The organism is Leifsonia sp. A12D58 (assembly GCF_047530025.1).
GTDB lineage: Bacteria > Actinomycetota > Actinomycetes > Actinomycetales > Microbacteriaceae > Cryobacterium.
In genome coordinates, this window is record NZ_JBLJAT010000001.1 from 112,144 (window position 1) to 127,132 (window position 14,989).

The 14,989-nt window shown below is 63.4% G+C and carries 12 protein-coding genes; 8 read left to right on the forward strand and 4 right to left on the reverse strand.

Annotated features, from left to right (window positions below; genetic code table 11):
• Nucleotides 1–43 precede the first annotated feature (43 nt).
• From purN to ACMT3I_RS00600, 5 genes are all read left to right on the forward strand, one after another.
• Entirely contained in the window at nt 44–637 is a 594-nt protein-coding gene (gene purN / locus ACMT3I_RS00580) for a phosphoribosylglycinamide formyltransferase (protein ID WP_414802499.1), read from the forward strand.
• Nucleotides 634–2,319 carry a bifunctional phosphoribosylaminoimidazolecarboxamide formyltransferase/IMP cyclohydrolase gene (purH, locus tag ACMT3I_RS00585; protein ID WP_414802500.1) on the forward strand — a complete coding sequence of 562 codons (1,686 nt, stop codon included), beginning with the start codon at nt 634–636 and terminating at the stop codon, nt 2,317–2,319. Before purN ends, purH begins: the two co-directional genes overlap by 4 nt.
• Nucleotides 2,320–2,454: 135 nt before the next feature.
• A complete protein-coding gene (locus ACMT3I_RS00590) occupies nt 2,455–3,462 on the forward strand; it encodes an isopenicillin N synthase family dioxygenase (protein WP_414802501.1) in 1,008 nt (335 codons plus the stop codon).
• 358 nt (nt 3,463–3,820) lie between these two features.
• Entirely contained in the window at nt 3,821–5,677 is a 1,857-nt protein-coding gene (locus tag ACMT3I_RS00595) for an ABC transporter ATP-binding protein (RefSeq protein ID WP_414802502.1), read from the forward strand.
• Nucleotides 5,674–7,479 (forward strand): ABC transporter ATP-binding protein, encoded by a 1,806-nt coding sequence (locus ACMT3I_RS00600; RefSeq protein ID WP_414802503.1) that lies wholly within the window; start codon nt 5,674–5,676, stop codon nt 7,477–7,479. The genes ACMT3I_RS00595 and ACMT3I_RS00600 overlap by 4 nt, the downstream gene beginning before the upstream one ends.
• A gap of 112 nt (nt 7,480–7,591) precedes the next feature.
• On the opposite strand, the gene ACMT3I_RS00605 is transcribed toward ACMT3I_RS00600, so the two are convergent.
• Nucleotides 7,592–7,912 carry an MGMT family protein gene (locus ACMT3I_RS00605; RefSeq protein WP_414802504.1) on the reverse strand — a complete coding sequence of 107 codons (321 nt, stop codon included), beginning with the start codon at nt 7,910–7,912 and terminating at the stop codon, nt 7,592–7,594.
• 21 nt (nt 7,913–7,933) lie between these two features.
• Nucleotides 7,934–8,386 carry a GNAT family N-acetyltransferase gene (locus ACMT3I_RS00610; protein ID WP_414802505.1) on the reverse strand — a complete coding sequence of 151 codons (453 nt, stop codon included), beginning with the start codon at nt 8,384–8,386 and terminating at the stop codon, nt 7,934–7,936.
• Between the two features lie 274 nt (nt 8,387–8,660).
• Between ACMT3I_RS00610 and ACMT3I_RS00615 the strand changes: the two genes are divergently transcribed.
• The gene (locus tag ACMT3I_RS00615; protein ID WP_414802506.1) at nt 8,661–10,550 is read left to right on the forward strand and encodes a heavy metal translocating P-type ATPase; all 1,890 of its coding nucleotides are present in this window, start codon (nt 8,661–8,663) and stop codon (nt 10,548–10,550) included.
• Here the strand turns inward: ACMT3I_RS00615 and ACMT3I_RS00620 are convergent.
• Together ACMT3I_RS00620 and ACMT3I_RS00625 are read right to left on the reverse strand one after the other, a co-directional pair.
• A complete protein-coding gene (locus tag ACMT3I_RS00620; protein WP_414802507.1) occupies nt 10,544–11,233 on the reverse strand; it encodes a hypothetical protein in 690 nt (229 codons plus the stop codon). The two genes, ACMT3I_RS00615 and ACMT3I_RS00620, sit on opposite strands and share 7 nt — an antisense overlap.
• Before the next feature lie 85 nt (nt 11,234–11,318).
• A complete protein-coding gene (locus ACMT3I_RS00625; RefSeq protein WP_414803500.1) occupies nt 11,319–12,083 on the reverse strand; it encodes an endonuclease/exonuclease/phosphatase family protein in 765 nt (254 codons plus the stop codon).
• Between the two features lie 246 nt (nt 12,084–12,329).
• Here ACMT3I_RS00625 and ACMT3I_RS00630 point away from each other — a divergent pair, with 246 nt between their 5' ends.
• Together ACMT3I_RS00630 and ACMT3I_RS00635 are read left to right on the forward strand one after the other, a co-directional pair.
• On the forward strand, nt 12,330–13,502 hold the full coding sequence (locus ACMT3I_RS00630; protein WP_414802508.1) for an ROK family protein: 1,173 nt from the start codon (nt 12,330–12,332) through the stop codon (nt 13,500–13,502).
• A 67-nt stretch (nt 13,503–13,569) separates the two neighbouring features.
• Nucleotides 13,570–14,919 (forward strand): extracellular solute-binding protein, encoded by a 1,350-nt coding sequence (locus ACMT3I_RS00635; protein ID WP_414802509.1) that lies wholly within the window; start codon nt 13,570–13,572, stop codon nt 14,917–14,919.
• Nucleotides 14,920–14,989: the final 70 nt, after the last annotated feature.

Here is a 14,989-nt window from a genome sequence, read left to right on the forward strand (position 1 = left end):
GCACGACCAGAGAGCATCGCCTGGTCAGGATAAACTCAAACACGTGCTCTCACTGGTCGTGCTCATCTCCGGCGGAGGATCCAACCTCCGCGCCCTGCTCGAAGCGTCGACAGACGCTGACTTCCCGGCCAGGATCGTCGCTATCGGCGCCGATCGCGACGCCGATGGGCTAGCCCTCGGCGAAGAATTCGGCATCCCGACATTCATGGTGCCCTACACCTCGTTCCCGAGCCGCGAGGCATGGGGTGACGAGCTGCTGGCTCAGATCCAACAATGGCAGCCGGATGTCGTCATATTGAGCGGCCTGATGCGTCTGCTGCCTCCGGCAGCTGTCGACGCGCTGTCGCCGAACCTGATCAACACGCATCCGGCATACCTGCCCGAGTTTCCCGGTGCCCACGGCGTGCGGGATGCACTGGCCGCCGGCGCCACAGAAACCGGTGCCAGCCTCATCGTCGTCGATTCAGGTGTCGACGCCGGACCGATCATCTCCCAGGAGCGGGTGCCGGTCTTGCCTGACGACACCGAAAGCTCCCTCCACGAACGCATCAAACCCGTCGAGCGCCGCCTGTTGGTTCAGGCAGTTGTCGACATCGCCAATGGACACGTCAACCTCAAGGAGCTTTCACACGCATGAGCGGCCACACCACCCCGCAGAGCCTTTACCGTGAGCGCGATCTCGTGCCGGTGAAGCGCGCCCTGATCTCCGTCAGCGACAAGACAGGTCTCGTCGAGCTGGCCACCGTGCTGGCCGAGTCAGGCGTCGAGATCGTCTCGACCGGCTCAACCGCCGCCACCATCCGCGAAGCGGGCTTTGCCGTCACCGATGTCTCAGCCGTCACCGGCTTCCCCGAGTCGCTCGACGGCCGCGTCAAGACCCTTCACCCGTCTGTGCACGCAGGCATCCTGGCCGACCTGCGCCTCGAAGCGCACGAGAACCAGCTCGCCGACCTGTCGATCGCGCCATTCGAACTCGTCGTCGTCAACCTGTACCCGTTCGTCGAGACAGTCGAATCAGGCGCAGCTCCGGCCGATGTCATCGAGCAGATCGACATCGGAGGCCCCGCCCTGGTTCGGGCATCGGCGAAGAACCACGCCAACGTCGCAATCGTCGTCGACCCGTTCAACTACGACGAGCTCATCGCCGCCGTGAAGGCAGGCGGAACCACACTGACACTGCGCCAGAAGTTCGCATCGCTCGCCTTCGAGCACACCGCAAACTACGACCTCAGCGTCTCAGCCTGGTTCACCGAGAACATCTACGACCAGTGGCAGGACGACACAGAGGGACTCGGCGAAGAGATCCTCGAGCAGTTCGACGCACTGCTCGGCACCACATCAGGCGACCTCGACGAGGCATCGGTCTTCCCCAGCACGCTGGTCATCGAGGCCACCCGCGGTTCGGTGCTGCGCTACGGCGAGAACTCGCACCAGGCCGCAGCCATTTACCTCGGCGAGGGTGGAGCAGGCATCGCACAGGCCGATGTGCTGCACGGCAAGGAGATGTCGTACAACAACTACGTCGACGCCGATGCCGCTGTGCGCGCCGCGTACGACTTCGACCAGCCTGCCGTCGCCATCATCAAGCACGCCAACCCGTGCGGTATCGCAGTAGCCAGCCCAGACGCACCGGATGCGATCGCTGACGCCCACCGCCGCGCCCACGAGTGCGACCCGGTTTCGGCATTCGGTGGCGTCATAGCCGCGAACCGCAGGGTGACGCTCGCCATGGCCCAGACCGTCAGCACCATCTTCACCGAGGTGCTTGTCGCCCCTGGCTTCGACGACGAGGCCTTCGAGCTGCTCAGCGCGAAGAAGAACATCCGTCTGCTCGAACTGCCAGAAGACTTCCGTCGCTCCTCTCTTGAGTTGCGCCAGATCTCGGGCGGACTGCTCGTGCAGGAAGCCGACACGTTCGAAGAATTCAGCTCTGACGACTGGACGCTCGTTTCGGGCGAAGAGGTCGACGCGGCAACCCGCGCAGACCTCGAGTTCGCCTGGAAGGCGTGCCGCGCCGTCAAGTCGAACGCCATCCTGCTTGCGCACGACGGGGCATCCGTCGGAGTGGGCATGGGGCAGGTCAACCGGGTCGACTCCTGCCACCTCGCCGTGAGCAGGGCCGGCGAGCGTGCCCAGGGTGCCGTTGCGGCATCCGATGCATTCTTCCCGTTCGCTGACGGCCTGCAGGTGCTGCTCGACGCCGGCGTGAAGGCCGTCGTGCAGCCCGGTGGTTCAGTGCGCGATGAAGAGGTCATCGCTGCTGCCACGGCCGCTGGTGTCGCGATGTACTTCACGGGAGAGCGTCACTTCTTCCACTAGGACAGCAGTACAACGAGCGGGTGAACGCGGGTTTTTCGGGCCCGGTTCACCCGTTTCGTGTGTGCATTCGACGCGATGTGGCAGATGCGACGTAACATGCCTCTCGAGCAGTACTCGCGCTGCAAGAATGGCAGCATGCTGTCCTCTCTCCCCGTTCTCGATCTCTCCCGCCTCGATGCCGGCGCCGCTGAGGCCGACGCATTTCGAGTAGAACTTCGCCGCGTCACCCACGAGGTCGGATTCTTCTATCTGGTGGGCCACGGAGTCGATCAAAAACTGATCGATGAACTCCTCGCGGTGTCGCGACGGTTTTTCGAGCTTCCGGCCGAGGCGAAGCTGGCGATCGAGAACGTGAACAGCCCCCAGTTCCGCGGCTACACGCGCGTGGGCGGGGAGCTCACACACGGTGACATCGACTGGCGTGAGCAAATCGACATCGGTGCCGAGCGCGAGACCGTCGAGCCTGGGCCAGGAGTGGCCGACTACTGGCGGCTCGAAGGCCCGAACCTCTGGCCGGATGCCCTTCCGGAACTGCGCGAGGTCGCCGTGCGCTGGAACGACGAGCTGAACGAGCTCGCGCTCCGCCTCCTGCAAGCATGGGCGGTCTCTCTCGGCGCCCCAGAGGACGTGTTCGATGCGGGATTCGCAACGCACCCGTTCTCGTTGACCAAGATTGTGCGTTATCCGGGGGAGTCCAATCCTGAGCCGAAGCAGGGCGTCGGTGCCCACCGCGACGGCGGGGTGCTCACCCTGCTGCTCGTCGAGCCAGGCAAGGGCGGTCTGCAGGTCGAGCACGACGGCGCGTGGATCGAGGCGCCCTCGGTTCCCGGCGCGTTCGTGGTGAATATCGGTGAGATGCTCGAGCTGGCCACTCACGGCTACCTCAAGGCGACATTGCACCGGGTGATCTCCCCGCTACTCGGCGACGACAGGATCTCCATCCCGTTCTTCTTCAACCCGGCGCTCGATGCGACGATGCCCCGCCTCGAACTCTCGCCAGAGCTTGAGGCCCAGACGCGTGGTCTGTCTGTCGACCCGACCAACAGCCCCATTTTGGAAACCTACGGCGATAACGCGCTGCGCTACCGCCTGCGCGCCCACCCGAATGTGGCCGAGGTTCACCATCGAGACCTGGTGAAGTAATTCGGCGGGAGACCGTCTCGAGAAAATGCTTGCGGGTTGCTGTGCGCTGCCCCTATTCTGGAAGGCTGCCTGAACAGGGCACGACGATGTACCGATGCGCACAGGGGGACGACATGACAAAGACAGCACAGCTCACGATCGCGGAGATTGCGAACACTGGCACGTACTTTGCTGCCTCCTCCTCCCGGCGACGCCCGAGTACCCCGTCCATCGACTGAGGCACATTCGTCTCGGAACCTTTTTCAGCATTCGCTGATCACGTGGGGAAGCCTTGCTTCCTGATCCCTGCCCGCTCGCCTTATGGCCGGCATTGACGCGGCGTTGATCGGCCATTTCACACATTCAGGACGTCTCAACCATGACTGCGACAGCAGAACACTCCCATCCACCCCAACCAGCAGGTTCACCAGGCCCTGCGCGACAGAACACGTTCCAGACGCTGAAGCGCCTGTACCCATACGCCAAGCCCGCACTGCCGCGGATCTACCTCGGCATGCTCGCAGCGCTGCTTGCCGGATTGGTCGCCCTGGCGATTCCGCAGGTGCTCGCAGGTCTCGTCGACGGTCCGCTGTCCGACGGTGATGTCAGTGAGATCTGGCCCGCCGTCGGCATCGTGCTGGCGCTCGGTGTGCTCGAAGCGATCATGATCGCGCTCCGACGCTGGTTCGTGCTCACGCCGGGCACCCACATCGAGGCGAGGATGCGCAACGGTCTCTACGCCCGCCTGCAGGATCTGCCCGTGACGTTCCACGACCGCTGGCCGAGTGGTCAGCTGCTCTCGCGTGCGGTCAGTGACCTCAACCTCATCAGGCGCTGGATCTCGTTCGGCCTGGTACTGCTCGTGGTCAACTTCCTCACCATCCTTGTCGGATTCGTCATCCTCGTCTCGATGAACTGGATCCTCGGTCTCATCTTCCTGGTCTGCTCGATTCCGGTCTGGATCTACGGCTACATCTTCGAAAACAAGTACTCGGAGATCGCCAGGCGCAGCCAGGACCAGTCGGGTGACCTCGCGACCGCCGTCGAGGAGTCGGTGCACGGCATCCGGGTGCTGAAGGCCTTCGGGCGTGGCAAGTTCGCGCTGAAGAACTTCGAGACGCAGGCCGAAAGCCTGCGAGGTACCGAGATCGAGAAGGCACAGGCGATCGCCGGCATCTGGCTGTGGCTGCTGCTGGTTCCGGATGTCGCATTCGCGCTCTGCCTGATGGCCGGTGTCTGGCTGGCCAGCGAGGGCCAGCTCAGTGTTGGCGAGCTCGTGGCGTTCTTCGCGACGGCGACGGTACTGCGCTTCCCCGTGGAGTCGATCGGTTTCCTGCTCTCGATGACATTCGACGCGCGCACCGCGACCGACAGGTTCTTCGACATCCTCGACACCCCGAACGAGATCACCGACCCTGAGGCGCCGAAGACGCTGGCAGACCCGAAGGGTCGTCTGTCGTTCGAAGACGTTCACTTCAGGTATCACGACTCGCCAGAGCGCTTCTCCGACCTGCTCGACGGCATCGACCTGGTGCTCGAGCCTGGCGAGACGATGGCGCTCGTCGGCCTCACGGGATCGGGCAAGTCGACGCTGACCGCGCTGACCACTCGCCTGTATGACGTGACGGGCGGCGCTGTGAAGCTCGACGGCATCGACGTGCGCGACTTCAGCAGGAACGAGCTGCGCAGCCACCTCGCAATGGCATTCGAAGACGCGACGCTCTTCTCGACATCCGTCAGGGAGAACGTGCTGCTCGGTCGTCCCGAGTTCGCAGAGCGCAGCCCTGAAGCGGATGCCGCACTCGCCGAAGCACTCGACATCGCTCAGGCCTCGTTCGTCTACGACCTGCCAGAGGGCGCAGACACCAAGGTCGGTGAAGAGGGCATGAGCCTGTCAGGCGGCCAGCGTCAGCGACTTGCCCTGGCGCGCGCCGTCGCAGCCAGGCCAGCCGTGCTCGTGCTCGACGATCCATTGTCGGCTCTCGACGTGAACACCGAGGCGATGGTCGAGGCCGGCCTCCGCCGCGTACTGGCGGCAACCACCGCGTTGATCGTCGCTCACCGTCCATCGACGGTGATGATGGCCGACAGGGTGGCGCTGCTGCAGGACGGTCGCGTCACCGCAGTCGGCACTCATGCCGAACTGCTGGCCACGAACGATCACTACCGATTCGTCATCTCAAGTCTGGAAGACGAACAACGAAGAGAAGCACGCCGAGAGGGGGACTCACTGTGAGTGTGACCGGAGTTGAGGGTGAAGAGCGTAACGACTTCACCAAGGCCGAGAGCGCGCAGATCCGTACCCGCTCCCTGGTGCTGCTGCGTTCGCTGCTGTACCCGGTACGCTGGAAGGTGCTGCTGGCGATGATCGTCGTCGTCGTGTCGACGGCGGCGCAAGTGGCAGGGCCAGCCCTGATCGCCTACGGAATCGACAAGGGCCTGCCCTCGTTGATGAAGCAGGACTGGGTGCCGCTCATGGCGACCGGCATCATCTACCTCGGCACCGGTGTGATCGGTGCAGTGCTGATCGCCTGGTACACCGTGCTGTCTGCCCGCATCAGCCAGGCCGTTCTGATCGACCTGCGCAAGCGCGTCTTCCTGCACACACAGAAGCTGAGCCTCGAGTTCCACGAGTCGTACACGTCTGGCCGCATCATCTCGCGCCAGACAAGTGACCTCGACTCGATCAAAGAGCTGCTGGACTCCGGCATCAACCAGCTCGTGCAGGGTGTGCTCTACATGGTGTTCGTCGCCATCGCGCTCTTCTCGCTCGACTGGATGAGTGGCCTGGTGCTGTTCGTCTCGCTTGTACCGCTGTTCTTCCTGACGCGCTGGTTCCAGTCGCGCTCGCAGACGCTGTTCCGGCAGTCGCGGGTGGCATCCGCTCGCCTGATCGTGCAGTTTGTCGAGACGATGACCGGCATCAGAGCTGTGAAGGCATTCCGCAAGGAGAAGCGCAACGAAAAGGAGTTCGGCGAGTTCGTCGAGGAGTACCGCGACGTCAACGCCAAGGTCATCCAGCTGTTCGGTGTCTTCGATCCCGGCCTGGTGCTGATCGGCAACGTAACTGTCGCCGCTGTGCTGTTGGTCGGCGGCTTCCGGGTAGCGGATGGCCAGCTCGCGATCGGTGCGTTGCTCGCGGCGCTGCTGTACACGCGTCGTTTCTTCGACCCGATGGAGGAGATGGCGATGTTCTACAACTCCTACCAGTCGGCCGCTGCTGCTCTCGAAAAGATCTCAGGGGTGCTCGAAGAACGTCAGAGCGTGCCCGATCCGTTGAAGCCCGTCGACCACCTCGTGGCGCAGGGCACCATCGGTTTCGACAACGTGCAGTTCGCGTACAAGACAGACCGGGTCGTCCTGCCGCACTTCGACCTGGAGATTCCGGCGGGGCAGACCATCGCCCTTGTCGGCTCGACGGGTGCGGGAAAGACGACGCTCGCCAAGCTGATCTCGCGGTTCTACGACCCGAGTGACGGGCACGTGACGCTCGATGGCATCGACCTGCGCGACCTGCACCCGAAGGACCTGCGCCGAGCGATCGTCATGGTCACCCAGGAGGCCTACCTGTTCAGCGGCTCGGTGTCTGACAACATCGCGATCGGTAAACCGGATGCCACCTTCGACGAGATCACGGCAGCGGCGCGCGCCGTCGGTGCGCACGAGTTCATCGAGGGGTTGCCTAACGGCTACGACACCGATGTGAACAAGCGTGGTGGACGGGTCTCTGCCGGACAGCGCCAGCTGATCTCATTCGCACGGGCGTTCCTGGCCAACCCGGCTGTGCTGATCCTCGATGAGGCGACGTCGTCACTCGACATCCCGAGCGAGCGGCTTGTGCAGGAGGGGCTGACCACGCTGCTGGCTGACCGTACAGCTGTGATCATCGCTCACCGGTTGTCGACGGTGGCGATCGCTGACCGGGTGCTGGTGATGGAGCACGGTGTGATCGTCGAAGACGGCACGCCGGATGCGCTGATCTCTGGCACCGGGCGCTTCGCCAAGCTGCACGCGGCCTGGCGCGAGTCGCTGGTCTAGTGCAGCTGGCCTAGCGCCCAGCACAGCTCGCCGCGCCCTGTATGGCGAGTCGCGTCCGTTCTAGCGGTAGCGAATCGCCACAGCGGGCGCGGCGAGCGAGCAAGGGTCGACGCTACGCCGGTGACCAGCGCGCGAGGGCGTAATCGATTCGATAGACCCCTGTCGTAATGTCGCCGCGCAGGGGAGTGGCTTCGGCCAGGTAGTGCTGCAGCGCGCGTTTCTCGTGCTCGATAGGCGGATGCCCGCCGGCGCGGATGACACGCCACCACGCGACATCCGACCCGTAGTGCGACATGACCTGTCCGACGACACGCGCTCCGCGTGACCCGAGCGCCGCAGCGACGTCGCCGTACGTCATGACGCGTCCGGGTGGGATGGAGTCGACGATGCCGAGCACGCTCTCAACGAACGCACTGTCAGGGTCGAGGCGCATGGTGTGCGGCCCAGTTCAGAATCAGAGTTCGAGAGCGCCGATTGTCTCGCCGTACTGGGTCTCGCCGACATCGGTGAAGCCGATGCGGTGGAAGAAGGCCTCTGGGCCGTCTTCGCCGGACTCCCAGATGACCGTGATGCGGTCGAAGCCACGCTTGCGCGCCTCTTCGGCAAGGGCGTGGGCGGCGAACTTGCCGACTCCCTGGCCCTGGGCGTCGGCATCCACGTTGATGCGCCAGATGCACGCACGCAGTTCTTCCTGCGGGGACTCCGGGTCGAAGTTGCCGTGGATGAAACCGACGACCTTGTCTTCGTTGAGTACCACGCGCTGCCAGGAGGTGGCCGGGTTGATTGTCGACGCCGCAACTGAATACGTGACAGGAGCGATGAATTGCTCCTGACCGGGCTTCAGGCTCAGGTTGTTTGCAGCAACGATGTTGCGTGCGGACAGTTCTTCCAGTCTCAGCTCAGCCATGTGAACAGGGTAACCTGCTGTCGCAGCTGGCGATAGTCATGCCGGAACGGGGCGTCACGTACCGTCAGGTAATTCTCAGCGAACACAGCGTGAATTCCGCGTAAACGCCCCGGAATCTCAGTGGGTACTCACGACCAACTGTCTCGATGTCGAGATAGTTGCCCTGTTCAGTCAAGCTTGACGCTGGCCACCGCGCCCCCGGCTTCCTGAGGAGAAATCATTGGCCAGCCTGTCCTCCCTAGTGCTCATTGGGCAAGAGGTGGACACTGGAGCCATGCGCGAATTCCTCTCCCTCGTTCGTCGATACCCGCTCGTTGCGACGACGGTGATCATCGGGCTTGTCGGCCTCGTGTTGTGGGCAGTCGGACTAACGGGGCCCATCGCCTGGATCTTCGGCATCTACGCGCTTCTGGTGGCCGCCCGCTCGTTGGTCAACATGCTCAGGGAGCTGCGCAGCGGGAGCTGGGGCATCGACATCCTGGCCATCACGGCAATCGTCGCGACGGTGCTCGTCGGGGAGTACGTCGCGAGCCTGATCATCGTGCTGATGCTCACCGGGGGAGAGGCGCTCGAAGACTACGCGGCCGGACGCGCCAAGCGTGAGCTCGATGCGCTACTCAGTCGCGTGCCGCAGATCGCCCACCGCATCGGACGTGATGAGACGGATGTCGTCGATGTGCCGGCGAATGAGGTGCGGGTAGGAGACCTGCTGCTGCTGCGCCCATCCGAGATCGTCCCGGTTGACGGTGAACTCGTCTCAGACAGCGCAGTGTTCGATGAGTCGTCGCTGACCGGTGAGAGCATCCCCGTCGAACGTGTCAGGGGCGAGAGCGTTTTGAGCGGCGCGGTCAACGGACAGGCTGCCGTTGAGATGCGGGCTACGGCGACAGCGGGCGATAGCCAATATCAGCGAATCATCGCACTCGTCACCGAGGCCGCGGAGAGCCGAGCCTCTGTCGTACGGCTGGCCGACAGGTATGCCGTTCCGTTCACGCTCCTCTCGCTGGCCATCGCAGCAACCGCGTGGATCGTGACGGGCGATCCCGTGCGATTCGCCGAGGTACTTGTCGTTGCCACGCCGTGCCCGCTGCTCATCGCCGCGCCGGTGGCGTTCATGGGCGGCATGAGCAGGTCTGCCCGCAACGGCATCATCGTGAAGGGTGGCGGGGTGCTCGAACTGCTGTCCCGTGCCAAGACAGTGGTGTTCGATAAGACAGGGACGCTCACATACGGGGAGCCGTCGATCAACCGGATCGAGCCCATCGCACCCTTCGATGAGAGCGAGCTCCTGAGGCTTGCCGCGTCGGCCGAACAGTATTCGTCTCACGTGCTGGCCGCCTCGATCATCGCGGAGGCGCAGAAGCGTGGCCTGGAGCTCGAAGCCGCAGACGCAGCGAACGAGGTGGCCACATTCGGGGTTGCCGCCTCGATTCACGGCGTCGAGGTCGCCGTCGGCAAGTTTTCATTCATCGCGTCACGGGTGACGGATGCGACGGTGGCGAGTCTGCAGGGCGGCGAACTCGCGATCTACGTGGCTGTTGGAGACAAATTTGCCGGCAGCATCGTGGCCAGCGACCGGGTGCGCGACAACGCCAAGGCCACCATCGACAGCCTGGCCGCCCGCGGAGTGCACGATGTGATGATGCTCACCGGCGATGCGAGAGTGACGGCAGAGCACATCGCTCACGAGGTCGGCATCGAACGAGTGCAGGCCGAATGCCTGCCGAGTGACAAAGTCGACACGGTGCGCGGGATCACCAATCGTCCGGTGATCATGGTGGGCGACGGGGTGAACGACGCTCCAGTACTTGCCGTCGCCGATGTCGGCATTGCAATGGGCGCGAAGGGCTCGACGGCCGCGAGCGAATCAGCGGATGTCGTAATCATGCTCGACGACATCTCGCGAACCGTGCGCGCCGTGATGATCGGGCAGCAAACCGTCCGAATTGCGCTCGAGAGCATCTGGCTGGGCATCGCGCTCAGTATCTGCCTGATGATCGTCGCGGCTTTCGGGCTGATTCCCGCTACCGTCGGCGCACTCCTTCAGGAGCTGGTCGACCTGGCGACGATCCTGAACGCGCTGCGGGCGATTGGCGCGCGCCGGGATGCGGCCGAGAAGTCGCTGCCGAGTCTCGACAGGCAGAGTGTGGCCGCCGTTCAGTAGTGGTAACGGACATCCGCTACGACTGCAGACGCTTTCTGCATGCGCATCAACTGCTTTCGGCGGCCGGTGTCCATGTCCTGTGGGCCGAGGAGACGCGCGCTGAGATTCCACAGCAGGATGAGCGCGACGGCCGCGTAGATAATGAGGTTCAGGGTGGTGATCGCCCCGGCGATCTCGACGGGTGAATGGGCGAATATCCCCCCAGCGCGCGCCTGGAGGATAGGCCGGTTGACGAGCTCACAGAGGACGATCGCGAGCGTGATGAAGGCCGCAGAGGCCACCGCCCCCTTCCACAAGCGCGGCCTGCCGCGCCGGATGGGCCCACCGCTTGGGTAGTGGTGCATGGTGCGTCCCGGAATCCCGAAGATGACCATGCCAATGCCGATCACTGCCGGGGGTACGAGAGCGGCACTGTCACGCCTCGGCCCTGCGGTACCGATCCCGACGCTGTCCACGATCATCCACCGGATAATCATCAGCCCCATCATGCAGCCGAGAAGCAGGGAACGCGACCCGATCGTGACCAGTCGTGCCCTGCGCTTGCGCGCGAAGTATCCATGCGGGCCGCTGTCCAGCTGCTGGCGATCGGTGAGCCAGGCGAGACACGACGAGCACGCCTCTTCGCCGTACTCATACGGCGAAGCGCAGGCCGGGCACGGCTGCATCAGATCCTCTAACAACATGAGAGATGCCCCGTTCCGGTCACCCGTCAGGCTATCGATCTGGATGCTGACCGCTCCTCCCCCAGTCGAAGGGCCATGGTGTGCGCTAGAGCATGAAATCGCCGTCGGTGCGCGGTTCGAACCGCGGTCCGGCAGCGGCGATGTCGCTGGGCTCCTGATCGAGTCCTGCGCCCTGTTTTCCGGTGCTGTATGACGAGGTGACCAGGATCGGCATGTGATCTGAGGTGCCCCGAGGCAGCGTCTCGATGCTGTCGATGGCGAGCCCGACAGACGTGGCCAGGTCGAAGTGTCCCTTGAAGAACTTGTAGCGCGTGTAGGTCCGGTTGTCACTGAGAGTGAGGTCGTAGCCGGACTCCTTGACGCGATCGCTCAGATTCTCTTTGAAAATCGGGTAGTTGTAGTCGCCGACCATGAGCGTGGGAAGCCCGGGGCCGAGGATGCGCAATTCACTCAGCGCCGAGTGGATCTGAGCGCGCCGCAGCGAATTGAGCGCCGTGAGAGGGGCCGCGTGAAACGAAGCGACGACGAGTTCGCGATCGGCTTCCCTGTCGATCAGGCGCGTGCCGATCAGGCGCTCATGGGCGGGCTTCAGTACCCGGTCGTGCAGCGACTTCTTGAGGGCGAATGTCTTGGTCGTGACAGCAGTGAAGCGGTCGTCACGGTAGTAGAGCGCCAGCCCCAGTCGGTTGCGTGACGTGGAGTCGGCAAGCCTGAGGTTGTTGATTTCCGCCGGCAGCTCAAGAGTGTCGCATTCCTGCAGGCAGAGCATGTCGGGACGATATTCAGTCGCCAGCCCGATCAATTCGCTGCTTGCACGATTCTTGCGGAGGTTGTAGCTGATGACTCTCACGACCGACCCTGCCTCAATCTTGTACTCGGTTGTTTTGCGGTTCTTCGGGTTATCTTGCGGAATTTCAGGTTGCACTGCGGTCAGCCAGCATACGACGATTCGCTTAGAACCGCCCGACGGTATGCCCCGGCACGCTGATCGTTTTCGAAGGCTGATAAATTTCGAATGTTACAAGTCGGTAAAGAACACGCTCCGATCGACTTCTTTTCCTTGCCATTCTTTAGTTCGTAAGCTTTACTAACAAACATGACGGCAACGGATGCCCAACGACTGATTCACAGTCGGGCGCTACGCACCACCTCAAAGGTGTTGCCGGAGCATGCCCGCGGGCACAACCGTTCACTCGTGCTGCAGACGCTGTATCACGCAGGCTCTCAGAGCAGGGCCGATCTGGCCCGTGAGACCGGTCTCACTCGCGTCACGATCTCCGACCTGGTTTCCGATCTCATCGCGGAGCGCCTCGTTATCGAGCTGGGCCAGCGCGAGTCGGTGCGCCCTGGCAAGCCGGCAACGCTCGTCGACATCAACAGGGCTGCATTCCAGATCATCAGCCTCGACCTGTCTGGCCACCGGGTGTTCCATGGTGCTGTGCTTAGCCTCGACGGCGAGGTCCTCGAACGCGCAGACGTCGAACGCGGCGCTGCAACGGGAGAAGAGGCGGTCGCTCGGGTCATCGGCCTGCTTGACTCCGTCATCGCACTGGCCACCGCCCCGATCCTCGGCATCGGCATCGGTTCGCCCGGCATCGTCGACCTCGACGGCGTGGTGCGCAGCGCTCCTAACCTCGGATGGGAGAGCCTGCCGCTGCGTGAGCGACTCGAGCTTCACACAGCACTGCCCGTGCTCGTCGCCAACGATGCGAATGCGGCGGTACTTGCCGAGCACAGCTTCGGGGGAGTTGACCACGACCTCATGCTCGTCAAGGTGGGTCACGGTGTCGGCGCCGGGCTGCTCGTCGGCGGCCGTCCCGTATTCGGTGGTCGCTTCGCGGCCGGCGAGATCGGCCACGTTGTCGTCGGAACAGACGGTGGACCGCTCTGCGCGTGCGGCAAGAGCGGATGCCTTGAGGCCTGGCTGGCAGCGCCCCGCCTGACTGCCGAGATCGAGCGGGTCACCGCATCCGTCGATGCGGCCAACGTGGTTGCAGCCCGCGCTCACATTCTTGCGGAAGCTGGCAGACGCCTCGGCATCGTGCTTGCTCCCGTCGTCGGTGCCCTCAATCTTCAGGAGATCGTCCTGAGCGGCCCGACCCAACTTCTTGATGGTCCGCTGGCAACAGCAACCATCGAGACGCTTCGAAGTAGAACCATGGTCGACTTTCACAGCGACCTCACGCTTCGGATGACCTCGCAAGGGCAAGACATCGTGCTTCGCGGCGCTGCCGTCATGGTCTTGTCCGGTCGACTCGGGGTTTCTTAACACGGCTCTCCCTGCTCCAATCGGTGTGGCATCCGCACACGCCGGCAATCCAAGAAAGGAACCTCTCATGAAGAGAAAGCTCATCACTCTCGCCGCTCTGGCGAGCGCATCCGCCCTCGTTCTTGCAGGATGCTCCTCCGCCCCAGCTGGCGGCGCAGCCAGCACTGACGGCGCAGGCAAGACGATCACGTTGTGGCTGGCCGGTGGCGACACCCCCGACACCATGCGCGAGTACCTGAAGACCGAGTTCAACAAGGAAACCGGCGGCACGCTGAACATCCAGCAGCAGGACTGGGGAGACCTCGTCACCAAGCTGACGACCTCGCTGCCTGACGCCAACAACACACCTGATGTCACCGAGATGGGCAACACGCAGTCGCCCACATTCACCAACGTCGGTGCGTTCCTTGACATCTCTGACATGTACGACGAGCTCGGCGGCACCAAGCTGTTGCAGTCGTTCGTTGATGCAGGAAAGGTCGGCGACAAGAACTACACGCTGCCGTACTACTTCGGTTCGCGTGCAGTATTCACCCGCTCGGATGTCTGGGCGGCCGCCGGAGTTGAGCAGCCCACGACGCTCGATGAGTTCAACACCGCAGTTGCAGCCGTCAACGCAGCCAACCCGCTGAACATCCCCGGCTTCTCCGGCTTCTACCTGGGCGGCCAGGACTGGCGCAACGGTATCTCCTGGATCTTCGCCAACGGCGGCGACATTGCCACCGTCAAGGACGGCACCTGGACTGCAACACTCTCATCAGAGAAGTCACTCGAGGGCCTCGAGCAGCTGCAGGAACTGTACAAGTCGGCATCCAACGCACCGAACGACGCCAAGGACTCCAACCAGTACATCTACCTGAACGACAGCGACGAGATCAAGGATGCCGAGGGTAACGTCACCTCAAGCACCTCGCTCGCCGCTGCAACGATCATGGCGCCCACCTGGGCACACTGGTCGATCGGAACCCTCGGAACCGATGCTGACGGCAAGGCGACCCGCACCTGGGATGACACCAAGAACTCCGTCTTCGCACTGCCAGGCAACGACGGCAAGCCGGCCCCGGTCTTCGCTGGTGGTTCAAACATCGGTATCTCCGCCACGAGCAAGAACCCTGAACTGGCTAAGACCCTTCTGAAGATCATCTACTCAGAGGACTACCAGAACATGCTCGGTGAGAACGGTCTCGGCCCGGCAAACAGCGACTACGTGAACTCGCTCGGTGACGACCAGTTCGCACAGGCACTCATCGAGTCAGCATCCAACTCGAAGCTCACCCCGGCAGCACCGGGCTGGGCAACGGTTGAGGGCTCGCTCATCATGGAAGAGTTCTTCAGCAAGATCAAGGATGCATCCGACCTCAAGGCCCTCGCAACGGAGTACGACGAGAAGCTCACTCCGATGCTGAACGGCAAGTAACACACCCTCACCAGCGGGTTCCTGACAGGCTCGGCGGGCGGATGCGACATCCGCTTGCCGAGCCGGTCGG